Raw genomic sequence first — 25,068 nt, 5'->3', positions numbered from 1 at the left:
CCGCCTGCCTCACCAAACCTGAAGCCGCCAGCCGTCCGCTTGCCTGTTCAGGCGGTGCGTCGGCCTCAGCGCCTGCAGGAAGTCTTCGTCGTGCGACACCACCAGCATCGCGCCGGGGAAATCCGCCAGCGCGGTTTCTATCGCCAGCGACGACGCCAGATCCAGGTGGTTGGTCGGCTCGTCGAGCAACAGCAGCTGCGCCGGTTGTCGCCGCCACAGCGCGCAGGCCAGCGCCGCCTTCAAGCGTTCACCGCCGCTCAGCGAGCCCAGCGGCAACGCGATGCGATCCGCGCCAAGCTGCAGCTGCGCCAGCCGGGTGCGCAACGCCCCTTCCGCCAGCGGCGAATCCTGTAGCCCCAGATGTTCCATCACCGACAGGCCCGGATCGAGCTGCGACAGGGTTTGATCGAGGTAGGCCGTCGACAGCGGGCAATGACAATGGCCGGAAAGCGCCGTCAGCTGCCCGAGAAGGGTCTTCAGCAAGGTGGATTTTCCGCAGCCGTTGGGGCCGGTCAACGCCACGCGCATCGGGCCGTCGATCCGCAAATCCAGCGGCGGCGCGCTGACGAACGGCAGCTGCAGCCGCTCGAGCACCAGCACCTGCTTGTTCGCGTTCACTTCACTGCCCGGCAGCGCCAGCAACACCGGCGGTTCCTCCTCCACCCGCTGATAGGCTTCACGCACCGCCGCATCGAGGCTGTCGCGCCGATCCTGATGCTGTTTGCGCAGCGTGCCGAGGCTCTCCTTCGCCGCCGACTTGTAGGCCACCCGTTCGAAAGAGGCGATATTCAGCGTATCGACGACGCGCAGCGTTTGCGCCGAGCGCCGCTGGCTCATGTCGTGCTCTTTCTGTTGGCGAGCGCGGGTGCGGCGGCGCTCCTCGCGCGCATGCTCCAGATCGGCGCGCGCCGCCTGCTGCTCCGTATCGCGCTGGCGCCGGTAGTCCTCATAGTTGCCGCCGTAGCTGCGCAGCGCGCCGGGCGTCAGTTCGACGATGCGCTGCATGCGCCCCAGCAGCTGCCGGTCATGGCTGGCGATCAGCAGCCCGCCCCGCCACTGATCCAGCTGCTGATACAGCCAGGCGCGGCCGGCGCTGTCGAGGTGGTTGGTCGGTTCGTCCAGCAGCAGAAAATCCGCCTCGCCGAGCAAGGCGCCGCACAGCGACGCGCGCATCCGCTCGCCGCCGCTCAGCGAACTGGCGGATCGCAACGGATCGAAAGCCGGCAACCCGGCGGCGGCAAAGGCGTTTTGCAGACGATCGTGAAGATCCCAGCGCCCTTCCAGACGATCGATGTCGTCCGCCAACGGCCGCCCCTGCTCGAGACGCACCAGCGCGGCGAACGCCTCGCCATAGCCCAACAGCTGGGCCAGCGTGGTGTCCGCGGCGATCTCCGGCTGCTGCGCAACGTAAGCCAATGCGGCATGAGATTCGACGTGCCCGTTGCCCGGTTGATCCAGCCCGGCGATCAGGCGCAGCAGCTGGGTTTTGCCGACGCCGTTGCGCCCCACCAGGCCGCAGCGCTGCCGGTCGAAAGCAAGATCCAGCGGGCCGAACAGCGTTTCGCCGTCAGCAAATTGGCAGGTCAGTTGATGTAAAACGAAATAAGGGGACTGCGCTGAATGAGCCATAAGCACTCCTGAATGAGATCAAAACATCCCCACAGGGCGCGAGAGCGCACGGCGTGGGACCAGATATCAACAGGCGTGGTTGTTCATTTTCGGTTATGGCTCCGCAGAGAGAAGGAATTTGCAACGCGTAAAGGCTAACCGATCTTTTGTTCGTTATGCAAACAGAGTCTGAGATTCATGACATCTATCACATTCGGCGCAACGCAGATTCCCAAGCGGCGCGACAACGGCTAGATTTATCTCATCCGACCACTTGTGTTCACATAATTATAACAACGGGCCCCGATTTCACCCGATGGAGAGTGCAATGAGCAATTACCCTCACCTGCTGGCGCCGCTGGATCTCGGCTTCACCACCCTGAAAAACCGGGTGCTGATGGGATCGATGCATACCGGCCTGGAAGAGCTGCCCGACGGCCCGCAGCGCCTGGCCGCGTTCTATGCCGAGCGCGCCGCCGCCGGCGTGGCGCTGATCGTCACCGGCGGCATTGCCCCGAACGAACAGGGCGTGGTGTTTCGCGGCGGTTCGCTCCTCAACAGCGAGGCGCAATTGCCTCACCACCGCCCGGTGACCGAGGCCGTCCATCAGGCGGGCGGCAAAATTGCGCTGCAGATCCTGCACACCGGCCGCTACAGCTATCAACCCAAACTGGTGGCCCCTTCCGCGCTGCAGGCGCCGATCAACCCGTTTACGCCGAGCGCGCTCAGCGAAGCGGAGATTGAGCAAACCATCGCCGATTTCGCCCGCTGTGCGGCGCTGGCGCAGCAGGCCGGTTACGACGGCGTTGAGGTGATGGGCTCCGAAGGCTATCTGATCAACCAATTCTTGACGACGCGCACCAACCAGCGCGACGACCAATGGGGCGGCAGCTTCACCAATCGCATGCGCTTCGCCGTCGAAACCGTCAGGGCGGTGCGCCAGGCGGTGGGCCCGGAATTTATTCTGATCTACCGGCTGTCGATGCTCGATCTGGTGGAAGACGGCTCCAGCTGGGAGGAGATCGAGCAGCTGGCGCTGGCGATCGAACAGGCGGGCGCCACCATTATCAATACCGGCATCGGCTGGCACGAAGCGCGCATCCCGACCATCGCCACCATGGTGCCGCGCGCCGGATTCAGCTGGGTGACCCGCAAGCTGATGGGCAAGGTCAGCATCCCGCTGATCACCACCAACCGCATCAACGATCCGGCGGTGGCCGAGCAGGTGCTGGCGGACGGCTGCGCCGATATGGTGTCGATGGCGCGCCCGTTCCTCGCCGACGCCGCCTTTGTGCAGAAAGCCGCCGAAGGGCGCGCCGACGAGATCAATACCTGCATCGGTTGCAACCAGGCCTGTCTCGACCAGATTTTTGAAGGCAAGCTGACTTCCTGTCTGGTCAACCCGCGCGCCTGCCGCGAAACCGAAATGCCGCTGACGATGGCGGAAAAACCGAAAAAACTGGCGGTGGTCGGCGCCGGCCCCGCCGGGCTGGCCTTCGCCACCACCGCCGCCAGCCGCGGCCATCGGGTGACGCTGTTCGACGCCGCCGAGCAGATCGGCGGCCAGTTCAACATCGCCAAGCAGATCCCCGGCAAGGAAGAATTCCATGAAACGCTGCGTTACTTCCGCCGCCAGCTGGCGCTGCGTGAAGTGACGGTCAGGCTGGGCGTCAAGGTCGAAGCGGCGGATTTAAGCGAATTCGATGAGGTGATCCTCGCCTGCGGCATCGTGCCGCGCACCCCGGACATCCCCGGCATCGGGCACGCCAAGGTGCTGAGCTATCTGGACGTGCTGCGCGATAAAAAACCGGTCGGCCAGCGGGTGGCGATCGTCGGCGCCGGCGGCATCGGCTTCGATACCGCCGAGTACCTCAGCCAGCACGGCGTGTCCAGCAGCCTGGATCAGGCGGAATTCAACCGCGAATGGGGCATCGACGGGCGCCTTGAACAGCGCGGCGGGCTGGCGGAGCAAGGGCCGCAGGCGCCGCGCGCCGCCCGGCAAATCTACCTGTTGCAACGCAAAACCAGCAAAGTGGGCGAAGGCCTGGGCAAAACCACCGGTTGGATCCACCGCGCCAGCCTGGCGATGCGCGGCGTGAAGATGCTCAACAGCGTCAGCTATCGGCTGATCGACGACGAAGGGCTGCACATCACCCGCGCCGAGCAAGACAGCTGCCTGCCGGTGGACACGGTGGTCATTTGCGCCGGACAGGAACCGCGCCGCGAACTGCAGCAACCACTGCTGGCGATGGGGAAAACCGTGCACCTGATCGGCGGCGCCGACGTGGCCGCCGAGCTGGACGCCCGCCGCGCGATCGATCAGGGTACGCGATTGGCGATGACGCTGTAAAAAAGGGGCGCCCGGCGCCCCTGATATTGATGACAAACCTCATCCCCATGCCGGCTTGGCAGAGAGCAGCGAATAGAGAACAAGGAAAATCAATTTATTGATTTTCGGCTGATATCCACAAAGGGGGAAAAACCACGCTTTTTCCCCCTTTGTCTACAGCCTGTGGGGCGCCCGGCGCCCCTTGTTATTCACGCTCAGCGACGCGCGCCGGATTTCACCGCTCGAAGGATCACGAACTTCTTGTTCGAGGCCACCAGCGTACAGTTGCCGAACAGGCGCTTGAGCTTCTGGTGATAGTCGAGGTGACGGTTGCCGACAATGCGCAGTTCACCGCCCACCTGCAGGCAGCGCTTAGCGTCGCAGAACATCTGCCAGGCGGTGTGATCGGTGATGGTGTGTTGCTGGTGGAACGGCGGGTTGCACAGCACCGCCTGCACGCTTTCACGCTCGATGCCCGCCAGCGCGTTGTTCACCTCAAACTGGCAGCGGTCCAGCTCTTGCGGCAGGTTGTGCTCCACGTTCAGCTCGCTGGAGGCCACCGCCATGTAAGATTCATCGACGAAGGTCACCTGCGCTTCCGGGTTTTGCGCCAGCGCCGTCAGGCCAATCACGCCGTTGCCGCAGCCCAGATCGACGATATGGCCGTTCAGGCCGCGCGGCAGATGTTCCATAAACAGGCGCGCGCCGATATCCAGGCTGCCGCGCGAGAAGACGTTGGCGTGGTTATGGATAAGCCAATCGGTGCCGTCCAGCGTCCAGTCGGTGGTTTCCGCCGCTGCCGGCGGGACGATATCCGCCGCCTGGCAGAAGATCAGACGCGCTTTCTTCCACGCCAGGCTGGTGCGCGTCGGGCCCAGCACTTTTTCAAACAGCTGCATCGTCGAAGTGTGCACGTCGCGCGCTTTGGCGCCGGCGACGATCAGCGTGTCTTCGGTCACGACGTGGCGCAGCGCGCGCAGCTGCTGTTCCAGCAGCGCCAGCGCTTTCGGCACGCGAATCAGCACCACCGCCGGCGCCGCCGGCAGCTCGGCCAGGCTGTCCAGCAGCGTGACCTGCTCAGGATCCAGACCGTTGAGTTTGAGGTTATGGCGCGTCGCCAGCTGGCTCATGTACGAGTCGCTGACGCTGCAAGGGCGATGCGCGTGCAACGCACAGGCCAGGGTGCCGAAGTTATCGTTGAAAATCAGCACCGGGCGGCCGCCGATATCTACGTTTTCAAGCTGTTGCAGCAGATATTCGTCCGCCGCTTCCCACGCCTGCAGTTGGGTGGATTCTTCCTGTTGGGGATAACGCTCCAGCTCAAGTTGCTGTGTTCCCAGATCGAGTTGGCTCATTGCCCCTCCTGACTGATAAAATTTGGGCTGTTTATCCCCTAAAAACGCCCGTCAGTAAAATGTTTTTTCGGATAAATTGCGTATTGCGCCGCGTATCTGAAAACCCGCGTCCCTTTTCTCCTTTAACAACATTAACCTCTCCCTCCCAAGCACCCATGTCGACGTTTTTTTAACCTGACGAGGTGTAACTTTAAATGTTACACTGCCAGTCCCTATGGAAGGGGGAAAGCATGATTAAATCTTTCCGCGATCGCTATCTGGAGCCGTTCTATCTGGAAGGCAAACGCAGCCGTCTGATCCCCGGCGTGCTCGAGCGGCAGTTGGCCAGAAAGCTCGATATATTGGCCGCCGCGCAGCAAGAGCGTGATTTGCATCACCCCACGGGTAACTATTACAAGCGGCTATCCGGGCCATTTCAGGGATGGTCAAGTCTGCACGTCAATATGCACTGGCGGCTGATGTTCCAGTGGCGGCATGATGCCGCTGAAAAAATTTACCTCGATCCTCACCAAGATACCTGAACGAGGGGGAACCTATGTTGGAAACCACGACTCGCGAACCCACCACGGTGGGGGAAGTGCTGCAGGAAGAGTATTTAACGCCGTTGGGCATCGGCCAGGAAGAACTGGCGAAGGTACTGGGCGTCACCCGTGCCACTGTTAACCGCCTGTGCAACGGGCATCGACGCATGAGCGTTGCCGAGGCCAACCTGTTTGCCGACCTGTTCGAAACGACCGCCGACTTTTGGCTAAACCTGCAGGCGGCACACGATCGCTGGGAAGCCAGACAGGCCGATGCGCAACGTGTGCGGCTGCGGCCAATCAAAGAAATACTGGGACGCAATATCACTCATGCATGACATCGAACTCGCCTACCTGCAAGGCTACCCGGCGCATCTGCAAAGCCAGGTGCAGCAACTGATCCACCAGAACCGGCTGGGTGATGTGCTGCTGCAGCGCTATCCGCAGGTGCATGACTGCACCACCGACAAGTCGCTGTATCAGTTTACCGTCGATCTGAAAAACCAGTATCTGCGCAACGCCCAGCCGCTGAGCAAGGTGGCCTATGACAGCAAGATCCACGTCATGAAGCACGCGCTGGGCCTGCACACCGCCATCTCGCGCGTGCAGGGCGGCAAGCTGAAGGCCAAGGCGGAAATTCGCGTGGCGACGGTGTTCAAGGTCGCGCCCGAACCGTTCCTGCGCATGATCGTGGTGCATGAGCTGGCGCACCTGAAAGAGAAAGATCACAACAAGGCGTTCTACAGCCTGTGTTGCCATATGGAGCCGGATTACCACCAGTTGGAGTTCGATACCCGGCTGTATCTGACGCACCTTTCGCTGTTCGGCGAGCTGTATGCATAGCGAATGAGGGCGTGATAATCTGCGGTTTTAAGCCTGGACCGGAGCTCGCTATGATTCGCTTTGCCGTCGTCGGCACCAACTGGATTACGGAACGTTTTATCGATGCCGCCCATGAAAGCGGCAAACTCAAGTTGAGCGCCGTGTATTCACGCTCGCTGGAACAGGCGCAGGCATTTGGCGCCAACTATCAGGTCACGCAGTTTTTCGACTCGCTCGAGGCGATGGCCCAGTCCGACGCCATAGACGCGGTGTATATCGCCAGCCCCAATTCCCTGCATTGCCCGCAATCGCTGCTGTTCCTGCGCCATAAAAAGCACGTGATCTGCGAAAAACCGCTGGCCTCCAACCAGCGCGAAGCGGAACAGCTGGCGGCCTGTGCGCGGGAAAATCAGGTGGTGCTGTTCGAGGCGTTCAAAAGCGCCTATCTGCCGAATTTTCTGGCGCTGCAGCAGGCATTGCCGAAAGTCGGCCGGCTGCGCAAAGCCTTTATCAACTACTGCCAATACTCTTCGCGCTACCCGCGCTACCTGGCCGGCGAGAACCCCAACACCTTTAACCCGCAGTTCTCCAACGGCTCGATCATGGATATCGGCTACTACTGCCTGGCCAGCGCGGTGGCGCTGTTCGGCGCGCCGCAGTCGGTGCTCGCCAGCGCCACGCTGCTGGAAACCGGTGTGGACGCCCACGGCACCGTCTGCCTGAACTACGGCGATTTCGACGTCACGCTTTCCCATTCCAAGGTCAGCGACTCGGCGATCCCCAGCGAGATCCAGGGAGAGGAAGGCACGCTGATTATCGACAAGATTTCCGAGTGCCAGGGCGTGGCGCTGACGCCGCGCGGCGGCAACCGTCAAGATCTGAGCCAGCCGCAGCACATCAACACCATGCTGTATGAGGCGTTGGCCTTTGCCGAGCTGGTTGAGCAGCATCAGGTGGAACATCCGGGACTGGAGAATTCGCTGATCGTCGCCCGCCTGCTGACCGATATCCGCCGCCAGACCGGCGTCGTCTTCCCCGCCGACGGAGAATGAGATGAAACCGCTGCTCGTGATGCAAACCGGCGACGCGCCGCAGGCCATTCGTCAGGAATTGGCCAACTTTGAAGGCATGTTCCTGCAACAGGGCAATATCGACGCCGAACGTGCGCACATCGTGCACCTTCCCGCCGGCGAACGGCCGTTGCCGCCTGCCGCCTATTGCGGCGTAGTCATCACCGGCTCGCCGGCGATGGTGACCGAACGGCTGCCGTGGAGCGAGGAAGCCGCCGAGTGGCTGCGCCAGGCGATGGCGATCAAACTGCCGCTGTTCGGCGTCTGCTACGGCCACCAGCTGTTGGCCTACGCGCTCGGCGGCGAAGTGGGCTACCACCCGCAGGGCATGGAGGTGGGTACGCTGGAGATCGAACTGCTGCCCGCCGCGGCCGACGATCGGCGGCTCACCCTGCTGCCGCCGCGCTTCAAGGCCAACCTGATCCACTCGCAGAGCGTGCTGACGCCGCCCGCCGGCGCGCAGACGCTGGCGCGTTCGCAGCAGGACGCGCACCAAATCCTGCGCTATGGCGATCACGCCCTGACCACCCAGTTCCACCCGGAATTCAACGGCGCGGTGATGAGCCAGTATCTGCAGTGGCTCGGCGAGCTGCATCCCGAGCAGCAGGCCCGCTACCAACAGCAACAACAACAGGTTAGCGACACGCCATTCAGCCGCCTGCTGCTGCAGGGATTCGTCGTCAGCCTCGGCGCGCAAAAAGCGATGGCCGGTTAACGCGATTCACGTTGACCGCCGACACATTTTGCATTACTTTCTGCTCTGCAAAGGGGAGTAACTTCATTGCCGGTCAATCGTCATTACGATGCGCAAGCATCCGGTTACCGGGCAACCTGATGTCAAAGGTGTAACCACCTTCATCAACGTTGTAAGTGAGACCTTGCCGGAAGGCGAGGTTTGCTTGCAGCGTTCACAGAGCGGCTGGCGTCTTCCGACGTTGGCCGTTTTTGTTTTTGAAGGATACCTCTGATGATGAATTCCGTTGGCACACCGTGGTTATGGGGCAGCTTCGCCGCCGTTATAGTCGTGATGCTCGCAATCGACCTCCTGTTGCAGGGCCGTAAAGGCGCGCACACCATGACTATGAAGCAGGCCGCCAGCTGGTCGCTGGTGTGGGTCAGCCTCTCTCTGCTGTTCAATTTCGGTTTCTGGTACTACCTGAATGAAACCGCCGGGCGCGCCGTCGCCGATACCCAGGCGCTGGCCTTCCTGACCGGCTACCTGATCGAAAAAGCGCTGGCGGTGGATAACGTGTTCGTCTGGCTGATGCTGTTCAGCTACTTCGCCGTGCCGGCCAACCTGCAACGGCGGGTGCTGATCTACGGCGTGCTGGGGGCGATCGTGCTGCGTACCATCATGATCTTCGCCGGCAGCTGGCTGGTCAGCCAGTTCCAGTGGCTGCTGTATCTGTTCGGCGCTTTCCTGCTGTTCACCGGTATTAAAATGGCGCTGGCGAAGGAAGATGACTCGGCGATCGGCGACAAACCGCTGGTGAAATGGCTGCGCAGCCGCTTGCGCATGACCGACAGCCTGGAAGGCGAGCGTTTCTTCGTGCGCCGCAACGGCATTCTGTTCGCCACCCCGCTGGTGCTGGTGCTGATCCTGGTGGAACTGAGCGACGTGATTTTCGCGGTGGACAGCATTCCGGCGATCTTCGCCGTGACCACCGATCCGTTCATCGTCCTGACCTCCAACCTGTTCGCCATCATGGGCCTGCGTGCCATGTACTTCCTGCTGGCCAACGTGGCGGAACGGTTCTCGATGCTGAAATACGGCCTGTCGGTGATCCTGGTATTTATCGGCATCAAGATGCTGATTATCGACTTCTTCCACATCCCGATCGGCGTGTCGCTCGGCGTGGTGGCGGGCATCCTGACGTTCACCTTGCTGATCAACGCCTGGGTCAATCACCGCAACGATCGCCTGGCGAAGAAATAACCATAATCTGTTATCCGGGGCGCTAGTCGCCCCGTGATTGTTTGGCAATTCCCCCAAAACGCCAAACGTTATTGCGATCACACAAATGTAACCAGTATGTTATCAAGTGTTGATCCGCGCTCAGAATTTCACCCTCGCCTCTTTCCAACATCATTCGATTGCTGAATACTGATTCGGCAAACACACTTAGTTACAGAATCATATAAAGCTGCCCGGCGTCGTTCCCGCCGCGGCGGCCAGATAACATCAGGAAGAAAGCACTATGCAAAAACTACTACAAAAGATCACGCAGGGCAGCCTGGTCAAACAAATCATGGTCGGCCTGGTGGCCGGCATTCTGGTGGCGCTGGTTTCACCGGCGGCGGCAGCGGCGGTCGGCCTGCTCGGCACCCTGTTCGTCGGCGCGCTGAAAGCGGTGGCGCCGGTGCTGGTGCTGATTCTGGTCATGGCCTCGATCGCCAACCATAAACAGGGGCAGAAGACCAACATTCGCCCGATCCTGTTCCTCTACCTGCTGGGCACCTTTGCCGCCGCGCTGGTGGCGGTGGTCGTCAGCTTTATCTTCCCTTCCACGCTGGCGCTGACCACCGGCGCGACGGACATTACCCCGCCGGGCGGCATTGTGGAGGTGATGAAGGGCCTGTTGATGAGCGTGGTGGCCAACCCGTTCCATGCGCTGATTAACGCCAACTACATCGGCATTCTGGCCTGGGCCGTCGGTCTGGGGCTGGCGCTGCGCCACGCTTCCGAGACCACCAAGGGGCTGATCAACGACATGTCCCATGCGGTCACGCTGGTGGTGCGCGCGGTGATCCGCTGTGCGCCGCTCGGCATCTTCGGCCTGGTGGCCTCCACGCTGGCGGAAACCGGCTTCGGCGCTCTGTGGGGCTACGCCCAGCTGCTGATGGTGCTGCTTGGCTGCATGCTGCTGGTGGCGCTGGTGCTCAACCCGTTGATCGTTTACTGGAAGATCCGCCGCAACCCGTATCCGCTGGTGTTCGCCTGCCTGCGCGAGAGCGGCGTGACCGCCTTCTTCACCCGCAGCTCCGCCGCCAACATCCCGGTGAACATGGAACTGTGCAAGAAGCTGAACCTGAATGAGGACACCTACTCGGTTTCCATCCCGCTGGGCGCCACCATCAACATGGCCGGCGCGGCGATCACCATCACCGTGTTGACGCTGGCGGCGGTAAACACGCTGGGCATCGCGGTGGACGTCCCGACCGCCCTGCTGTTGAGCGTGGTGGCGGCCCTCTGCGCCTGCGGCGCCTCCGGCGTGGCCGGCGGTTCGCTGCTGCTGATCCCGCTGGCGTGCAACATGTTCGGCATTCCGAACGACGTGGCGATGCAGGTGGTGGCGGTCGGCTTTATCATCGGCGTCCTGCAGGATTCGGCGGAAACCGCCCTCAACTCCTCCACCGACGTGCTGTTCACCGCCGCGGCCTGCCAGGCGGAAGACCAGCGGCTGGCGAACGAAGATCCGCTGAAGGTGCGTTAATCGCGCGTTGCTTCATCAAAAAGGCGCTCCTTCGAGCGCCTTTTTTGTCAGCCTTACAGCGTCACCCCGCTTTTAAAGATCGCCAGCTCGCGGAAGTCGTTGGTTTCATTACGCGCCGGACGCCCGTTGGCGATCTCGACAATCAGATCGATGAAGCGGCTGAGCAACGTCTCCATCGCCACGCCGTGGCTCAGACTGCCGGCGTCAAAATCGATCCAATGCGGTTTCTTCGCCGCCAGCTCGCTGTTGGTCGCCAGCTTCACCGTCGGCACAAAGCCGCCGTACGGCGTGCCGCGCCCGGTGCTGAACAGCACCATATGGCAGCCGGCGCCGGCCAGCGCGCTGGTCGCCACGGCGTCGTTGCCCGGCGCGCTGAGCAGATTCAACCCCGGCACACGCAGCCGCTCGCCGTATTTCAGCACGTCAACCACCTGGCTTAGCCCCGCCTTTTGGGTGCAGCCGAGCGATTTCTCCTCCAGCGTGGTGATGCCGCCGGCCTTGTTGCCCGGCGACGGGTTCTCATAAATCGGCTGTTGATGGGCGATGAAATAGCGTTTGAAATCGTTGATCATGTCGACGGTTTTGTCGAAGGTCTCCCCATCGCGGCAGCGGCTCATCAGAATGCGCTCGGCGCCGAACATCTCCGGCACTTCGGTCAGCACCGTGGTGCCGCCGTTGGCGATCACATAATCGGAGAACCGCCCCAGCAGCGGGTTGGCGGTGATACCCGACAGCCCGTCCGAACCGCCGCACTCCAGGCCGAACTTCAACTCGCTCAGGCGGCCCGGCTCACGGCGATCGTGGCGCATCTCCCGGTACAGCTCGTGCAACAGCGCCAGCCCGGCTTCCACTTCGTCGTCCTGCTGTTGGCACACCATAAAGCGCAGCCGTCGCTCGTCCTCTATCCCCAACGTGGCGCGAAAGGCACCCACCTGATTGTTCTCGCAACCCAGCCCGATCACCAGCACCGCGCCGGCGTTGGGATGGCGCGCCAGGTTCTGCAGCATGATGCGGGTGTTGGCATGATCCTGCCCCAGCTGCGAGCAGCCGAACGGGTGACTGAACAGATGCACGCCGTCGATCCCCTCTGCCTGCGTTTGCTGCAAAAAGCGTTGCTGGATCTGGCGAGCGATACCGTTGACGCAGCCGACGGTCGGCACGATCCACAGCTCATTGCGGATCCCCACTTCGCCGCCGGCCCGTCGGTACAACTGCACCTCGCGATCCGCGGCCTGCGGCGGCAACGTCGGGAACTGCGGCTGGTAACGGTAGCTGTCCAGATCGCTCAGGTTGGTTTTGGCGTTTTGCGAATGAATATGCTCCCCCGGCCCGATGGCCGCGAGCGCATGGCCGATCGGCTGGCCATATTTGATGATGTCCTCGTCCTCGGCGATCGGGCCGAGCGCAAATTTGTGCCCGCGCGCCACCGGCTGCGCCAGTTGGATGACCGCGCCTTCCAGCTCAACGCACTCTCCGGCAGCCAGATCGCGCAGCGCCACCGCCACGTTATCCTGCTCGTGAATCTTTATCGTACTTTGCATAAACCGGTCCCGGATAACGGCTACGCCAGTTCAATGGCGAAATAGTCTTTGGCGTTGTCGAAGCAGATGTTTTTCACCATTTCGCCCAGCAGCGCGATATCCGCCGGCGCTTCGCCGTCCGCCACCCAGCGGCCGATCATCTGGCAAAGAATGCGGCGGAAGTATTCATGGCGCGTGTACGACAGGAAGCTACGACTGTCGGTCAGCATGCCGACGAAGCGGCTCAGCAGCCCGAGCTGCGCCAGCTGCGTCATTTGGCGCCGCATGCCGTCCTTCTGATCGTTGAACCACCAGCCGGAACCGAACTGCATCTTGCCCGGCGTGCCTTCCCCCTGGAAATTGCCGATCATGGTGCCGATCACTTCGTTATCGCGCGGGTTGAGGCAGTAGAGAATGGTTTTCGGCAGGCCGCCCTGCCGCGCCTGGGCATCCAGCAGCCGCGACAGCGGCTCCGCCAGCGGCCGATCGTTGATCGAATCGAAACCGATATCCGGCCCGACGGCGGCCAGCATGCGGCTGTTGTTATTACGCAACGCGCCGATGTGATACTGCTGCACCCAGCCGCGGCGCCGGTATTCGCCGGCCAGGAACAGCAGCACCGCGCTTTTGAACTGGGCGCTCTGTTCCGGCGTCGGCAGCTCGCCGTTCAGGCGGCGCAGCAGGATCGCATCCAGCGCCGCTTCATCGGCCTCGCCGAACACCACCACGTCCAGCGCATGGTCGGCCACCTTGCAGCCGTGGGCGGCGAAGTGATCCATGCGCTTGTACAGGGCGTCGCACAGCGCGCTGAAGCGGCCGATGGCGGTGTCCGCCGCCGCCTCCAGCTGCCGCAGATAGTCATTGAAGCCCGGTGCATCGACAGTGAAAGCCTTGTCCGGCCGCCAGCTCGGCAATACCTTGATATCGAAGCCACGATCGTCGGCGATCGCCCGATGATGGCGCAGATCGTCGATCGGATCGTCGGTGGTGCCCACCATTTTCACATTCATCTGCCGCATGATGCCGCGCGCGCGAAACTCATCCTGTGCCAGCAGCGCATTGCCGCGCTGCCAGATCTCATCCGCCGTGGCCGGCGACAGCAGCGTATCCGTGATGCCGAACGGCCGACGCAGCTCCAGATGCGTCCAGTGATAGAGCGGGTTGCCGATGGTATGCGGCACCGTGGCGGCCCAGGCGTCGAATTTCTCACGATCGCCCGCATCGCCGGTACACAGTCGCTCCGCCACGCCGTTGGTGCGCATCGCCCGCCATTTATAGTGATCGCCCCGCAGCCAGATATCGTACAGGTTGCTGAAACGGGTGTTCTCCGCGATCTGCTGCGGCGGCAAATGGCAGTGATAATCGAAAATCGGCTGTGGCGCCGCATAGTCGTGATACAAGCGCCGGGCAAATTCGTTGTCCAGCAGGAAATCTTCGCTCAAAAACGTCGCCATCTCGGGCTCCTTACTTGCCGTGCGGCACGGGGTCGAATCACAAAAGTTATCACACCAATTTTCACAAGCGTCCAGCAAATTTTTCCCATGAGCTACTGATTTAAGGTCCTTCAATCCCTTTTTCGCTCAATTTTACGGCAAATTTGCGGCGTAAACGCACTATTTCACCGGCGACAGTATCGCTCAGGCGAATAATTCCTTTTGTGATATCACTCAACTTTTAAACCTGTATGACAGGTTATTGTCTCGCCAGCCGCATCGACGGCCACACCTTAAAACGGGGAGACATTTCGGATGCGTAAAATTAAAGGGTTACGCTGGTACATGATTGGACTAGTGACCATCGGCACCGTGCTGGGCTACCTGACCCGCAACGCCATCGCCGTCGCGGCGCCGACGCTGGAAGATACGCTGCACATCACCACCCAACAGTATTCCTATATCGTCGCCGCCTATTCCGCCTGCTACACCGTGATGCAACCGGTGGCGGGCTACGTGCTGGACGTGCTGGGCACCAAGGTCGGCTACGCCATGTTCGCCATTCTGTGGGCGCTGTTCTGTATGGGCACCGCGCTGGCCAACAGCTGGGGCGGCCTGGCGCTGGCGCGCGGCGCGGTCGGCATGGCCGAGGCGGCCATGATCCCCGCCGGGCTGAAGGCCAGCAGCGAGTGGTTTCCGGCCAAAGAGCGTTCGATCGCCGTCGGTTATTTCAACGTGGGTTCATCGATCGGCGGCATGATCGCCCCACCGTTGGTGGTATGGGCCATCGTGGCGCACAGCTGGGAAATGGCGTTCATCATCACCGGCGTGCTGAGCCTGATCTGGGCCATTTGTTGGCTGCTGTTCTACAAACACCCGAAAGATCAGAAGAAATTGAGCCAGGAAGAGCGCCGTTACATCCTCGAAGGCCAGGAAGCCCAGCACCAGACCTCTAACGCCAAAAAGATGTCCGCCTGGCAGATCGTACGCAACCGCCAGTTCTGGGGCATCGCGCTGCCGCGCTTTCTGGCGGAGCCGGCGTGGGGCACCTTCAACGCCTGGATCCCGCTGTTCATGTTCAAGGCCTACGGTTTTAACCTGAAAGAGATCGCCATGTTCGCCTGGATGCCGATGCTGTTCGCCGATCTCGGCTGCATCGTCGGCGGTTATCTGCCGCCGCTGTTCCAGAAGTATTTCAAGGTCAACCTGATCGTCTCACGCAAGCTGGTGGTGACGATGGGAGCGGTGTTGATGATCGGCCCCGGCATGATCGGCCTGTTCACCAGCCCTTACGCGGCTATCGCGCTGCTGTGCGTCGGCGGCTTCGCCCATCAGGCGCTGTCCGGCGCGCTGATCACCCTCTCTTCCGACGTGTTCGGCCGCAATGAGGTGGCGACTGCCAACGGCCTCACCGGCATGGCGGCCTGGACCGCCAGCACGCTGTTCGCCCTGGTGGTCGGCGCCCTGGCGGACACCATCGGCTTCAGCCCGCTGTTCGCCGCGCTGTCGGTCTTCGACATTCTCGGCGCCATCGTCATCTGGACGGTGTTGCAAAACCGTCCGGCCGCCGAAACCCAGCCGGCCACGCTGCAACCGGCCCCGGCGCGCAGCTGATCCCGCCGCCCGGCCGCCGCGCCGGGCCTCTTGCTCCTCTGGCAGCGGTGCCGAATAAGTGGTATAACAAATCCGATGGCCATGCGCCCCTTCCCACCGCACCGTATAGAGCATTCACTATGGAATTCACCGAAACCAGACGCCTGTATCAGCAACTGGCCGCCGAGCTTAAGCAACGCATCGAAAGCGGCCGCTACCCGGTAGGCGACAAGCTGCCGGCCGAGCGATACATCGCCGAAGAGATGAATGTCAGCCGTACCGTGGTGCGCGAAGCGATCATCATGCTGGAAGTGGAAGGCTATGTGGACGTGCGCAAGGGATCCGGGATCCATGTGGTGTCCAACCAGCAAAAGCACCTGGTGGTGCCGGGCGACAGCATCGAGTTCGCCACCGCCGGCCCGTTTGAGCTGCTGCAGGCGCGCCAGCTGATTGAAAGCAACATCGCCGAGTTCGCCGCCACCCAGGTGACCAAACAAGATATCGTGCAGTTGATGGAGATCCAGGAGCACGCCCGTAAAGAGGATCGCTTCCGCGACTCGCAGTGGGATCTGAAGTTCCACGTGCAGGTGGCGCTGGCCACCCAGAACACCGCCATGGCCACCATCGTGGAAAAAATGTGGGTGCAGCGGGTCAACAACCCTTACTGGAAAAAGCTGCACGAGCATATCGACGAACGCTCGATCGCCAGCTGGTGTGACGATCACGATCAGATCCTCAAGGCGCTGATGCGCAAAGACCCTTACGCCGCCAAACTGGCGATGTGGCAGCACCTGGAAAACACCAAACAGATGCTGTTCAACGCCACCAGCGATGACTTCGAATACAACGCCGATCGCTACCTGTTTGCCGAGAATCCGGTGGTGCATCTGGATGGCGTGAACCACGAGCCGAAATAGCCACGGCGGTCAAAAACCGTCGGCTTATGTCAGGTAATGTAAAATCCGCTGAATCGATGCCGGAACCGCCGTTTGCCGTGTACTATTTCACCGTCGGCAACGTAGATTTCCCTGTTGCCAATCGTGCTATTTTGGTAGAGTTAGCCCACTTTTTTACCCATTGCTGCGGGGGCGGGACGCGAATAAATGCGCTGGTTGTTTGCCATGCTGATTGCTGTTTTCTGCTGGACCGGTTCGGTCTCCGGCCAACAGCTATGCGTGGCGTCACCCAAGCCAACCCCCAGCGAGCTGAGCAGCCTGCCGCTGCTGGCGGAGCCGGCGCTTTCCCCCTATGATCATGTGTATCGGGCGCCGGCTGAAGCGCGCCGCAAAGCCCCCGGCAAGTTGCCGCTGCTGCTGCCCAGAGCGCACTCTTTCTCCGGTTCGCTGCTCGCATCCTCCCTGCCGGCGCCGGTCTATACCCTGGCCGCAGAGCCGGGTTACCGAATTCGCTTCCCCCGCCAGGACACCCCGGCTCCCAACCGGCTTGCCCAGGTCGACTGGATGCTGGACGCTTCCAGGCAACAGAGTCGCCAGGCCGGTTGGAAAGAAAGCAACATGCAGTACCGTGGCACGCTGACTTACCACCTATGACCGGTGTCGCACCGCTTAGAAACCTTAAAGCAACGCCGTTTCATCGTTATCAGCACTCAGGATCGCCGCGCGCTTTCAGCTCACGCCCGCTCCGCCGCTGAGATAAAAATAAACAATGACGTTTTAGGAACACCGGATGGACATCATTAAAGAACTGATACATGCCTTATGGCAGCAGGATTTTGAGACGCTGGCGAACCCCTCGTTGGTGTGGACCCTCTACATCCTGCTGTTCATGATCCTGTTTTTGGAGAACGGCCTGCTGCCGGCCGCTTTCCTGCCGGGTGACAGCCTGCTGATCCTGGTCGGTGTGCTGATCGCCAAAGGCACCATGGGCTTCCCATTGACCATCGTTATCCTGACCGTCGCCGCCAGCCTGGGGTGCTGGGTCAGTTATATACAAGGCCGGTGGCTCGGCAATACGCGAACGGTGCAAGGCTGGCTTTCGCATCTGCCGGCCCACTACCATCAGCGTGCACATAACCTGTTCCACCGTCACGGCCTTTCCGCCCTGCTGGTCGGCCGCTTCCTGGCCTTCGTGCGTACCCTGCTGCCGACCATCGCCGGCCTGTCCGGCCTGAGCAACGCACGCTTCCAGTTCTTCAACTGGATGAGCGGCCTGCTGTGGGTCTTGATCCTGACGACGCTGGGCTTCGCCCTCGGAAAAACCCCGGTGTTCCGCAAGTATGAAGATCAGCTGATGTTCTGCCTGATGATGTTGCCGCTGGTATTGCTGGTGGTCGGGCTGGTCGGCTCGCTGATCGTGTTGTGGCGCAAGAAGCGCGCCAACAGCCAGAACCCGGGGAAAGGGGCGTGACAGCAAAGCGCCCGCGCTGGCAATACGTCCTGATGATCGCGCTCGCCCTGCTGGCGTTGGCGACGCTGTTGGTGCCCTGCATGGTGCGCACCGAGAGCGAGCTGCGCATCCGCGCCAGCCAGCAAGGGCTGTCGCTGCCCGACGGTTTTTATGTCTACCAGCGCCTGGATGAACGCGGCATCCGCATCAAAAGCATTACGCCGGAAGGCGATGGCCTGGTCATCCGTCTGGATTCGCCGGAGCAGCAGTTGCTGGCGCGCGAAGCGTTGCAAACCATTCTGCCGCCCGGTTACCACATCGCATTGAGCGAGTCCCCCGTGCCGTCGCATTGGGTGCGCGAATTTGCGCGTTCCCCGCTCAATCTGGGATAATCCCCCTTCATATGAAGGGGTTTCCTTTCATTGCCATAATCTTCATTTTCATTCGCATCGATTAGCTCAACAATTAATCAGTCAGCACTGGGTCACGGCTGATTCTTTGGGGGCACGCCGGTTTCATGACTATGCTGAAGGGTAACTTCAGCCGGCGATGAACGCCCTCCTCTCGCGCTGCCGCCTTCGGCAGTCAGGAAAGCGGGTGCCTGTTCAGGCATCCCATGAAAAAGGAACTGAAAGATGAAATTACGCCACTCCCTGTTACTGCTGTTGCCACTCTGCACGCTGCCGGCCCTCGCTTCGGCCGCAGAGGGCGGCTGCGCCGCCAAAGCGCAAGACATCCAGCAGCAAATTGACTACGCCACCCAACACGGCAACACCCACCGCGTGGAAGGACTGAAAAAAGCGCTGAGCGAAGTGCAGACTCACTGCACCGAAGCCGGCCTGCAGGCCGAACGCCAGAAAAACATCGCAGAGAAACAGCGCAAGGTCGAAGAGCGCCGGCAGGAGCTGAAAGAAGCGCAGCAAACCGGCAAGCTGGAGAAGGTCGCCAAGAAGCAGCAAAAGCTGGCCGAAGCGCAGGCTGAATTGAAACGCGCCCAGGCGGAATAATTTTTTTACACCAGCGGATTTATCGATGAGAGCCCCATCACACGGGATTTCTTAAGCATATGGAATTGATGTCTGGTGTTATCTGCTGGTCATCACCCCTTTGCTCCGGCGAAAAAATCCGCTATGTTAAAAGTCTGTCGAAATAAACGTTAAGGAATAATCACATGGCACATGATTCAAATGCAGAAAACTTACGCGCTGAACTGAAGTCCTTAGCCGATACGCTGGAGGAAGTGCTGAACTCCTCCACCGACAAACCGAAAGCCGAGCTGGAGAAGCTGCGCTCGAAGGCGGAAGGCGCGCTGAAAGAGACCCGCGCTCGCCTGAGCGACGCCGGTGACAAGCTGGCTTCGCAAACCAAACAGATCGCCGGCCAGGCCGACGACTATGTGCGCGACAACCCGTGGACCGGCATCGGTATCGGCGCGGCGGTCGGCGTGGTGTTGGGCGTGCTGCTCGCGCGTCGCTAATCATGGCTGAACAACCGCAAGTGCGCGCGCAGGGCCCCGCCAAAGGGGTCCTGGATATCGGTCAGCGCATCATCACGATCCTGGTCGGCATGGTGGAAACCCGTGTCCGGCTGGCGGTCGTCGAGCTGGAAGAGGAGAAAGCCAACCTCATTCAGCTGCTGATCATGGCCGGTATGACGCTGCTGTTCACCGCCTTCGGTTTGATGAGCCTGCTGATCCTGATCTTCTGGGCCATCGATCCGGTCTACCGGCTGGTGGCGCTGGGCGCCACCACTGGCGTGCTGCTGTTTCTGGCCGTGGTCGGCACCATCTGGACGCTGGTCAAGGCCCGTCGCACCACGCTGCTGGGCGCCACGCGCAAGCAGTTGGAACTCGACCGCGCCGAACTGGAGCGCGAGCCATGAGCCGCCGCCGCTACCTGGAATGGAAGAAAGAGAGGCTGATTCGCCAGATCCAGCAACAGCGTCTGGATCTGGCCGAACACAAGTCTTTGTGGCTGGAAAAAACCGAACGCATTGACCGCGGCTGGCAGACCGTTTTTGGCCTGCGCCGCTATCTGGTACTCGGTTCCAGCGTCATGGCGCTGTACGGCATCCGCCACCCCAGCAAGATGATCCGCTGGTCGCGTCGCGCTTTCGGTGCCTGGAGCGCTATCCGACTGTTTAAAAAGACCTTCTCCGCCAAGTAAGCCGCTTGGTCTTTCCTTCAAACCTCCTGTTGCTCTGCCCTCGTTTTCCCCTTAAAACAGCGCTGTTTATCCCGTGGGCTGGGCAACCTGCTGACAAGCGTCAGTTTATTAGCACGCTAAAGATTCAGATTTTTTGAAAAATTACGACAGTTTTACTTGCTAACAACCTGAGCACTTCCCGCTTAACATTCACTCCATCAATACGATATGGGCCGAACAGGGTGAGAGACCCGATATACCGCCCGTTGATATGACTACCGCCGAACAGGCACACAAAAACACTTTGGAGTAGATGATGAAAAAATTAGAAGATACAGGTTTGCTGGTTGCTCGTATCCTGATGCCAATCCTGTTTATCGTGGCAGGCTACGGCAAAATGGGTGACGCTTATGCCGGAACCCAACAGTACATGCAATCGATGGGCGTGCCTGGCTTCTTGCTGCCGCTGACCATTCTGCTGGAGTTTGGCGGCGGTCTGGCGATCCTGTTCGGCTTCCTGACCCGTACCGTGGCGCTGTTCACTGCCGGTTTCACCATCCTGACCGCGCTGCTGTTCCACACTGACTTTGCGGAAGGCGTAAACCAGCTGATGTTCATGAAAAACCTGACCATCGCCGGCGGCTTCATCGTGTTGGCGGTCGCAGGCCCGGGCGGCTTCAGCATCGACCGTCTTCTGAACAAGAAATGGTAATCTAAACTGTCATTCAGGGCCCGGCATGCCGGGCCCTGTCGTTTTTCACTCGGACACCAAGGAGATTCCCATGGGACAACTCGTCGATGGCGTTTGGCAAGACATCTGGTATGACACGAAATCTACCGGCGGCCGTTTCAAACGTTCAACCGCTCAGTTTCGCAATTGGGTGACCGCCGACGGTCAGCCCGGCGAACACGGCGCGGGCGGCTTCCAGGCCGAAGCGGGCCGTTATCACCTGTATGTTTCTCTCGCCTGCCCCTGGGCGCACCGCACGCTGCTGATGCGCAAATTGAAAGGGCTGGAGCAGATTATTCCGGTCTCGGTGGTGCACCCGCTGATGCTGGAAAACGGCTGGACCTTCGGCCAGGATTTTCCTGAAACCACCGGCGATCCGCTGTATCACGCCGACTTCCTGTACCAGATCTACCTGCGGGCCGATCCGCACTACAGCGGGCGCGTGACCGTGCCGGTGCTGTGGGATAAACAGCGGCAAACCATCGTCAGCAACGAATCCGCCGACATCATCCGCATGTTCAACAGCGCGTTTGACGGCGTCGGCGCTCGGGCTGGGGACTACTACCCGACCGATCTGCGCGGTAAGATCGATGAGCTGAACGGCTGGATTTACGATCAAGTGAACAACGGCGTGTACAAGGCCGGTTTCGCCACCAGCCAGGAAGCCTATGACGAAGCGGTCAACGGGGTATTCAACGCGCTGGAGCGCCTTGAGCAGATCCTGGGGCAACATCGCTACCTGACCGGCGATCGGCTGACCGAGGCCGACCTGCGTCTGTGGACCACGCTGGTGCGTTTCGATCCGGTGTACGTCACCCACTTCAAGTGCGACAAACACCGCATCAGCGACTATCTGAACCTGTACGGTTTCCTGCGCGACATCTACCAGATGCCGGGCATCGCCGAAACGGTCAGCCTGCCGCACATTCGCAACCACTACTACCGCAGCCACGCCACCATCAACCCGCACGGCATCATTTCCATCGGGCCGGCGCAGGATCTGGACGAGCCGCACGGCCGCGACCAGCGCTTCGGCTAAGGCAAAAAAATCCCCTTGCCGCCCGGCAAGGGGATGTCATTCAACGAACGTTAACGCTGTGCGAACAGGCGAGGAATTTCGCGTAGGAACCAGGCTTTCGCCTCCCCCATGCTGTCGCGCCGCCAGGCCATGATGATATCGGCTTCGCGGCTGTATTCCGGCCCCACCACCCGCAGCCGCCCGGCTTCGATATCTTTCTCCACCATCGGGTACGGCATGGTCGCCACCCCCAACCCGGCCAGCAGCGCCAGACGCTTGTCTTCAATGGTGCTCACCGTCAGACGCTGTTGTTTATCCAGCAGCTGAACGGTCAACACCGGGCGCTCGCGGGCGGTATCCGCCACGGCGATGCCGCGGTACTTCACGCGGGTCACCTCGGACAACGGCTCCGGCTCCTGATGGATCGGGTGATCCGGCGCGGCGACATAAACGCTCATCACCTTGTACAGTTTGCGGGTGTTGATCTCCGAGGATGCGCGGAAATGCATATCCGGTGCGATCACGATGTCAGCGCGCCCCTGCTCCAACCGCTCCCAGGCGCCCGCCAACACTTCGGTGAAAATCGACACCTGGGTATTGGCCTTCAGCGCCAGCTTGTCGACCAGCGGGAACAGCAGGCTCGGCGGTGATAACGCTTCGCTGACGATGGTCAGGTGGGTTTCCCAACCGCGCGCCAGCGCTTCGGCGTCGGTGGTCAGCTTGTCTGCCGCTTCCAGCAGCACCCGCCCGCGCTCCAGCAACATCCGCCCCACGTTGGTGAACTTGGTGCGGTGGCCCGAACGGTCGAACAGCACCACGTCCAATTCTTCTTCCAATTTTTGCATGGTGTAGCTGAGCGCCGACGGCACCCGGCCCAATTCGTCGGCGGCCGCGGCGAAGCTGCCACGCCGGTCGATCGCGTCCATCACTCTCAGCGCCTCAAGCGTGAGCGCCCGATCTCTGGCCATCACATCCCTCTGTCAGGAAATTTGAATATGCCGACCAGATTAACTGGCTAACAATCCGACGTCCAGATGCTTACCATTTGGATAATGAATTTAGAGAGCCGATTGCCATGATTACATGCAGAACAGCACAACAATGCGGGCAAGCTGACTTTGGTTGGCTGCAGGCTCGCTACACCTTTTCCTTTGGTCACTACTTCGATCCCAAACTGATGGGCTACGCCTCGCTGCGGGTACTGAATCAGGAGGTGCTGGCACCGGGCGCGTCGTTCCAGCCGCGCACCTATCCCAGCGTGGACATCCTGAACCTGATCCTGCAGGGCGAGGCGGAGTACCGCGACAGCGACGGCAACACCACGCGCGCCAAAGCCGGCGAAGCGCTGCTGTTGGCCACCCAGCCGGGCCTGAGTTACAGCGAGCAGAACGTCAGCGGCGACACGCCGCTCACCCGCCTGCAGCTGTGGCTGGACGCCTGTCCGGAACGCAGCAACGAGCGAGTGCAACGCCTGACGCTGCCGCCGGCAGGCAACCTGCTGCTGGCCTCGCCGGACGGCGCGCAGGGCAGCCTGCAGCTGCGCCAGCAGGTTTGGATCCACCATCTCGATCTGCAGCCGGGCGAAGAACAAACGCTGACGATTAACGGGCCGCGCGCCTATTTGCAGTCGATTCACGGCACCATCGCCGCTACCGGCGAGCGCCACGAAGCGCAACGCCTGACCTGCGGCGACGGCGCCTTCGTGCGTGAGGAAAACCGCCTGACGATCCGCGCCGAAACGCCGCTGCGCGCGCTGCTGATTGACCTGCCGGTGTAAGCCGGCCGAAAAACGAAAAACCCCGCGCAACAGGCGTTGCGCGGGGTTTTCTTTTGTCGAGGGAGTTGACCGGTAAGCCGGGTTCTGTCGTGGACAGTCATTCCTCTAGGCCAGCAATCGCTCACTGGCTCAAGCAGCCTACCCGGGTTCAGTACGGGCCGTACCATGTGAACCCCTATTTGGCCTTGCTCCGGGTGGAGTTTACCGTGCCACGAACTGTTGCCAGCCGCGCGGTGCGCTCTTACCGCACCCTTTCACCCTTACCTGATCCCGCTTGCGCGGGCCATCGGCGGTTTGCTCTCTGTTGCACTAGTCGTAGGCTTGCGCCTCCCAGGCGTTACCTGGCACCCTGCCCTATGGAGCCCGGACTTTCCTCCCCTCCATCTGTCTCCCCGAAGAGGACGGCAATGAAGCGGCGACTGTCTGGTCAACTCCGGCGCGGATAGTAGCGTCGCGGCGGCGGCAGGTCAACCGCTTTACGGCTGTTGTTGCTCCAGCGCGTGCTTATACAGCGCATTTTTCTTCACGCCGTGGATTTCCGCCGCCAGCGCCGCCGCCTTTTTCAGCGGCAGCTCTTTTTGCAGCAGCGCCAGCGTGCGCAGCGCCTCGAGCGGCAGCGCATCCTCCTGCGCCTTGTGGCCTTCGACGATCAGCACCATCTCACCGCGGCGGCGCACTTCATCTTCCTGCACCCACGCCAGCAGCTCGCCCACCGGCGCGCCGTGGATGGATTCCCAGGTTTTGGTCAGCTCGCGCGCCAGCACCACATAGCGCTGCGGGCCCCAGACGGTGACCATGTCCTGCAGGCTTTCCAGCAGACGATGGGTGGATTCGTAGAAAATCAGCGTGCGCGGTTCCTCCGCCAGCGCCATCAGCGTATCCTTGCGCCCCTTGGTTTTCGCCGGCAGGAAACCTTCGTAGCAGAAACGGTCGGAAGCGACGCCCGCGGCGCACAGCGCGGTAGTGGCGGCGCAGGCGCCCGGCAGCGGCACCACGCGAATGCCGGCCTCGCGGCAGCGGCGCACCAGGTGATAACCGGGATCGTTGATCAGCGGCGTGCCGGCGTCGGAAACCAGCGCAATGCTTTGGCCTTCCTGCAGTTTCGCCAGCAGCTGCTCGGCCTTTTGCTGTTCGTTGTGATCGTGCAGCGCGAACAGACGCGCGTTGATCGCGAAGTGTTGCAACAGCAATCCGGTATGGCGCGTATCTTCCGCCGCGATCAGATCAACGCTTTTCAGTACCTCTAACGCACGGTGGGTAATATCGCCCAGATTGCCGATGGGGGTGGGCACCACATACAGCGTTGATGCAGAAATGACTGATTGTTGGTGTTGATTCATTGTTTCATCCGGGTTGCCGATTTAATAT

26 protein-coding genes and 1 other RNA gene are annotated in these 25,068 nt (G+C 61.1%); 20 read left to right on the top strand and 7 right to left on the bottom strand.

The window, feature by feature from the left end:
* Nucleotides 1-9 precede the first annotated feature (9 nt).
* Nucleotides 10-1,629 (bottom strand): ABC-F family ATP-binding cassette domain-containing protein, encoded by a 1,620-nt coding sequence (locus WFM45_RS16130; RefSeq protein WP_336956420.1) that lies wholly within the window; start codon nt 1,627-1,629, stop codon nt 10-12.
* A gap of 307 nt (nt 1,630-1,936) precedes the next feature.
* Here WFM45_RS16130 and WFM45_RS16125 point away from each other — a divergent pair, with 307 nt between their 5' ends.
* Nucleotides 1,937-3,958 (top strand): oxidoreductase, encoded by a 2,022-nt coding sequence (locus WFM45_RS16125; protein WP_033632027.1) that lies wholly within the window; start codon nt 1,937-1,939, stop codon nt 3,956-3,958.
* 194 nt (nt 3,959-4,152) lie between these two features.
* Here WFM45_RS16125 and rlmG read toward each other — a convergent pair whose 3' ends face one another.
* Nucleotides 4,153-5,292 carry a 23S rRNA (guanine(1835)-N(2))-methyltransferase RlmG gene (gene rlmG, locus WFM45_RS16120; RefSeq protein WP_336956418.1) on the bottom strand — a complete coding sequence of 380 codons (1,140 nt, stop codon included), beginning with the start codon at nt 5,290-5,292 and terminating at the stop codon, nt 4,153-4,155.
* A 230-nt stretch (nt 5,293-5,522) separates the two neighbouring features.
* On the opposite strand from rlmG, the gene WFM45_RS16115 reads away from it, so the two are divergent.
* The 7 genes from WFM45_RS16115 (at nt 5,523) to sstT (ending at nt 11,139) form a co-directional block, all read left to right on the top strand.
* Nucleotides 5,523-5,813, top strand: coding sequence for a type II toxin-antitoxin system RelE/ParE family toxin (locus WFM45_RS16115; protein ID WP_336956416.1), 291 nt, complete (start codon nt 5,523-5,525; stop codon nt 5,811-5,813).
* A 14-nt stretch (nt 5,814-5,827) separates the two neighbouring features.
* Nucleotides 5,828-6,151 carry a HigA family addiction module antitoxin gene (locus WFM45_RS16110; RefSeq protein ID WP_015379150.1) on the top strand — a complete coding sequence of 108 codons (324 nt, stop codon included), beginning with the start codon at nt 5,828-5,830 and terminating at the stop codon, nt 6,149-6,151.
* Nucleotides 6,144-6,656: a M48 metallopeptidase family protein gene (locus tag WFM45_RS16105; RefSeq protein ID WP_042785417.1), complete on the top strand. Its 513-nt coding sequence runs from the start codon at nt 6,144-6,146 to the stop codon at nt 6,654-6,656. The genes WFM45_RS16110 and WFM45_RS16105 overlap by 8 nt, the downstream gene beginning before the upstream one ends.
* A gap of 50 nt (nt 6,657-6,706) precedes the next feature.
* The gene (locus tag WFM45_RS16100; protein ID WP_336956413.1) at nt 6,707-7,687 is read left to right on the top strand and encodes a Gfo/Idh/MocA family protein; all 981 of its coding nucleotides are present in this window, start codon (nt 6,707-6,709) and stop codon (nt 7,685-7,687) included.
* 1 nt (nt 7,688) lies between these two features.
* Nucleotides 7,689-8,420: a glutamine amidotransferase gene (locus WFM45_RS16095; protein ID WP_004937150.1), complete on the top strand. Its 732-nt coding sequence runs from the start codon at nt 7,689-7,691 to the stop codon at nt 8,418-8,420.
* A gap of 252 nt (nt 8,421-8,672) precedes the next feature.
* Entirely contained in the window at nt 8,673-9,641 is a 969-nt protein-coding gene (locus tag WFM45_RS16090; RefSeq protein WP_015379153.1) for a TerC family protein, read from the top strand.
* Between the two features lie 262 nt (nt 9,642-9,903).
* Complete coding sequence (gene sstT, locus WFM45_RS16085; RefSeq protein WP_004937146.1) at nt 9,904-11,139, top strand: serine/threonine transporter SstT; 1,236 nt, start codon at nt 9,904-9,906, stop codon at nt 11,137-11,139.
* 53 nt (nt 11,140-11,192) lie between these two features.
* Here the strand turns inward: sstT and WFM45_RS16080 are convergent, their stop codons facing one another.
* A complete protein-coding gene (locus WFM45_RS16080; protein WP_336956409.1) occupies nt 11,193-12,680 on the bottom strand; it encodes a UxaA family hydrolase in 1,488 nt (495 codons plus the stop codon).
* A 20-nt stretch (nt 12,681-12,700) separates the two neighbouring features.
* On the bottom strand, nt 12,701-14,113 hold the full coding sequence (uxaC, locus tag WFM45_RS16075) for a glucuronate isomerase (RefSeq protein WP_076741011.1): 1,413 nt from the start codon (nt 14,111-14,113) through the stop codon (nt 12,701-12,703).
* A 294-nt stretch (nt 14,114-14,407) separates the two neighbouring features.
* Here uxaC and WFM45_RS16070 point away from each other — a divergent pair, with 294 nt between their 5' ends.
* The 11 genes from WFM45_RS16070 to WFM45_RS16020 all read left to right on the top strand — a co-directional run bounded on the left by WFM45_RS16070 (nt 14,408) and on the right by WFM45_RS16020 (nt 21,944).
* The gene (locus WFM45_RS16070) at nt 14,408-15,706 is read left to right on the top strand and encodes an MFS transporter (RefSeq protein ID WP_336956406.1); all 1,299 of its coding nucleotides are present in this window, start codon (nt 14,408-14,410) and stop codon (nt 15,704-15,706) included.
* Between the two features lie 119 nt (nt 15,707-15,825).
* Nucleotides 15,826-16,602 (top strand): transcriptional regulator ExuR, encoded by a 777-nt coding sequence (exuR, locus tag WFM45_RS16065; RefSeq protein ID WP_004937137.1) that lies wholly within the window; start codon nt 15,826-15,828, stop codon nt 16,600-16,602.
* Between the two features lie 186 nt (nt 16,603-16,788).
* Nucleotides 16,789-17,235, top strand: coding sequence for a hypothetical protein (locus tag WFM45_RS16060; protein ID WP_021505097.1), 447 nt, complete (start codon nt 16,789-16,791; stop codon nt 17,233-17,235).
* Between the two features lie 136 nt (nt 17,236-17,371).
* Nucleotides 17,372-18,052 carry a DedA family protein gene (locus WFM45_RS16055; protein ID WP_004937132.1) on the top strand — a complete coding sequence of 227 codons (681 nt, stop codon included), beginning with the start codon at nt 17,372-17,374 and terminating at the stop codon, nt 18,050-18,052.
* Nucleotides 18,049-18,423 carry an EnvZ/OmpR regulon moderator MzrA gene (mzrA, locus tag WFM45_RS16050; protein ID WP_004937130.1) on the top strand — a complete coding sequence of 125 codons (375 nt, stop codon included), beginning with the start codon at nt 18,049-18,051 and terminating at the stop codon, nt 18,421-18,423. The genes WFM45_RS16055 and mzrA overlap by 4 nt, the downstream gene beginning before the upstream one ends.
* 243 nt (nt 18,424-18,666) lie before the next feature.
* A complete protein-coding gene (locus tag WFM45_RS16045) occupies nt 18,667-19,038 on the top strand; it encodes a DUF1090 domain-containing protein (RefSeq protein WP_048325561.1) in 372 nt (123 codons plus the stop codon).
* A 164-nt stretch (nt 19,039-19,202) separates the two neighbouring features.
* Nucleotides 19,203-19,508, top strand: a complete 306-nt coding sequence (locus WFM45_RS16040; RefSeq protein ID WP_004937125.1) for a DUF883 family protein — start codon at nt 19,203-19,205, stop codon at nt 19,506-19,508.
* Nucleotides 19,509-19,510: 2 nt separating this feature from the next.
* Entirely contained in the window at nt 19,511-19,912 is a 402-nt protein-coding gene (locus tag WFM45_RS16035; protein WP_015379160.1) for a phage holin family protein, read from the top strand.
* A complete protein-coding gene (locus tag WFM45_RS16030) occupies nt 19,909-20,196 on the top strand; it encodes a YqjK-like family protein (protein ID WP_004937121.1) in 288 nt (95 codons plus the stop codon). Before WFM45_RS16035 ends, WFM45_RS16030 begins: the two co-directional genes overlap by 4 nt.
* A gap of 295 nt (nt 20,197-20,491) precedes the next feature.
* Nucleotides 20,492-20,887, top strand: coding sequence for a DoxX family protein (locus WFM45_RS16025; RefSeq protein WP_004937119.1), 396 nt, complete (start codon nt 20,492-20,494; stop codon nt 20,885-20,887).
* Nucleotides 20,888-20,957: 70 nt separating this feature from the next.
* Nucleotides 20,958-21,944 (top strand): glutathione S-transferase family protein, encoded by a 987-nt coding sequence (locus WFM45_RS16020; RefSeq protein ID WP_004937116.1) that lies wholly within the window; start codon nt 20,958-20,960, stop codon nt 21,942-21,944.
* 50 nt (nt 21,945-21,994) lie between these two features.
* Here WFM45_RS16020 and WFM45_RS16015 read toward each other — a convergent pair whose 3' ends face one another.
* On the bottom strand, nt 21,995-22,891 hold the full coding sequence (locus tag WFM45_RS16015; RefSeq protein ID WP_004937113.1) for a LysR family transcriptional regulator: 897 nt from the start codon (nt 22,889-22,891) through the stop codon (nt 21,995-21,997).
* Between the two features lie 107 nt (nt 22,892-22,998).
* On the opposite strand from WFM45_RS16015, the gene WFM45_RS16010 reads away from it, so the two are divergent.
* Nucleotides 22,999-23,700 carry a pirin family protein gene (locus tag WFM45_RS16010; protein ID WP_099982538.1) on the top strand — a complete coding sequence of 234 codons (702 nt, stop codon included), beginning with the start codon at nt 22,999-23,001 and terminating at the stop codon, nt 23,698-23,700.
* Between the two features lie 57 nt (nt 23,701-23,757).
* On the opposite strand, the gene rnpB is transcribed toward WFM45_RS16010, so the two are convergent.
* An RNA gene (gene rnpB / locus WFM45_RS16005) (RNase P RNA component class A) lies at nt 23,758-24,135 on the bottom strand.
* Between the two features lie 41 nt (nt 24,136-24,176).
* On the bottom strand, nt 24,177-25,040 hold the full coding sequence (gene rsmI / locus WFM45_RS16000; protein WP_015379162.1) for a 16S rRNA (cytidine(1402)-2'-O)-methyltransferase: 864 nt from the start codon (nt 25,038-25,040) through the stop codon (nt 24,177-24,179).
* Nucleotides 25,041-25,068 lie beyond the last annotated feature (28 nt).

Origin of the sequence: Serratia sp. KG1D (assembly GCF_037150675.1) — a bacterium.
In the GTDB taxonomy this organism is placed as follows: Bacteria; Pseudomonadota; Gammaproteobacteria; order Enterobacterales; family Enterobacteriaceae; genus Serratia; species Serratia nematodiphila.
Note: the sequence above shows the minus strand (reverse complement) of the source record. Positions and strands in the feature narration are given on the sequence as shown.

Excerpts from the sequence above, each read along its gene's own strand:
- WFM45_RS16130 (WP_336956420.1), bottom strand. The coding sequence starts at position 1,629 with ATGGCTCATTCAGCGCAGTCCCCTTATTTCGTTTTACATCAACTGACC.
- WFM45_RS16125 (WP_033632027.1), top strand. The coding sequence starts at position 1,937 with ATGAGCAATTACCCTCACCTGCTGGCGCCGCTGGATCTCGGCTTCACC.
- rlmG (WP_336956418.1), bottom strand. The coding sequence starts at position 5,292 with ATGAGCCAACTCGATCTGGGAACACAGCAACTTGAGCTGGAGCGTTAT.
- WFM45_RS16115 (WP_336956416.1), top strand. The coding sequence starts at position 5,523 with ATGATTAAATCTTTCCGCGATCGCTATCTGGAGCCGTTCTATCTGGAA.
- WFM45_RS16110 (WP_015379150.1), top strand. The coding sequence starts at position 5,828 with ATGTTGGAAACCACGACTCGCGAACCCACCACGGTGGGGGAAGTGCTG.
- WFM45_RS16105 (WP_042785417.1), top strand. The coding sequence starts at position 6,144 with ATGCATGACATCGAACTCGCCTACCTGCAAGGCTACCCGGCGCATCTG.
- WFM45_RS16100 (WP_336956413.1), top strand. The coding sequence starts at position 6,707 with ATGATTCGCTTTGCCGTCGTCGGCACCAACTGGATTACGGAACGTTTT.
- WFM45_RS16095 (WP_004937150.1), top strand. The coding sequence starts at position 7,689 with ATGAAACCGCTGCTCGTGATGCAAACCGGCGACGCGCCGCAGGCCATT.
- WFM45_RS16090 (WP_015379153.1), top strand. The coding sequence starts at position 8,673 with ATGATGAATTCCGTTGGCACACCGTGGTTATGGGGCAGCTTCGCCGCC.
- sstT (WP_004937146.1), top strand. The coding sequence starts at position 9,904 with ATGCAAAAACTACTACAAAAGATCACGCAGGGCAGCCTGGTCAAACAA.
- WFM45_RS16080 (WP_336956409.1), bottom strand. The coding sequence starts at position 12,680 with ATGCAAAGTACGATAAAGATTCACGAGCAGGATAACGTGGCGGTGGCG.
- uxaC (WP_076741011.1), bottom strand. The coding sequence starts at position 14,113 with ATGGCGACGTTTTTGAGCGAAGATTTCCTGCTGGACAACGAATTTGCC.
- WFM45_RS16070 (WP_336956406.1), top strand. The coding sequence starts at position 14,408 with ATGCGTAAAATTAAAGGGTTACGCTGGTACATGATTGGACTAGTGACC.
- exuR (WP_004937137.1), top strand. The coding sequence starts at position 15,826 with ATGGAATTCACCGAAACCAGACGCCTGTATCAGCAACTGGCCGCCGAG.
- WFM45_RS16060 (WP_021505097.1), top strand. The coding sequence starts at position 16,789 with ATGCGCTGGTTGTTTGCCATGCTGATTGCTGTTTTCTGCTGGACCGGT.
- WFM45_RS16055 (WP_004937132.1), top strand. The coding sequence starts at position 17,372 with ATGGACATCATTAAAGAACTGATACATGCCTTATGGCAGCAGGATTTT.
- WFM45_RS16045 (WP_048325561.1), top strand. The coding sequence starts at position 18,667 with ATGAAATTACGCCACTCCCTGTTACTGCTGTTGCCACTCTGCACGCTG.
- WFM45_RS16040 (WP_004937125.1), top strand. The coding sequence starts at position 19,203 with ATGGCACATGATTCAAATGCAGAAAACTTACGCGCTGAACTGAAGTCC.
- WFM45_RS16035 (WP_015379160.1), top strand. The coding sequence starts at position 19,511 with ATGGCTGAACAACCGCAAGTGCGCGCGCAGGGCCCCGCCAAAGGGGTC.
- WFM45_RS16030 (WP_004937121.1), top strand. The coding sequence starts at position 19,909 with ATGAGCCGCCGCCGCTACCTGGAATGGAAGAAAGAGAGGCTGATTCGC.
- WFM45_RS16025 (WP_004937119.1), top strand. The coding sequence starts at position 20,492 with ATGAAAAAATTAGAAGATACAGGTTTGCTGGTTGCTCGTATCCTGATG.
- WFM45_RS16020 (WP_004937116.1), top strand. The coding sequence starts at position 20,958 with ATGGGACAACTCGTCGATGGCGTTTGGCAAGACATCTGGTATGACACG.
- WFM45_RS16015 (WP_004937113.1), bottom strand. The coding sequence starts at position 22,891 with ATGGCCAGAGATCGGGCGCTCACGCTTGAGGCGCTGAGAGTGATGGAC.
- WFM45_RS16010 (WP_099982538.1), top strand. The coding sequence starts at position 22,999 with ATGATTACATGCAGAACAGCACAACAATGCGGGCAAGCTGACTTTGGT.
- rsmI (WP_015379162.1), bottom strand. The coding sequence starts at position 25,040 with ATGAATCAACACCAACAATCAGTCATTTCTGCATCAACGCTGTATGTG.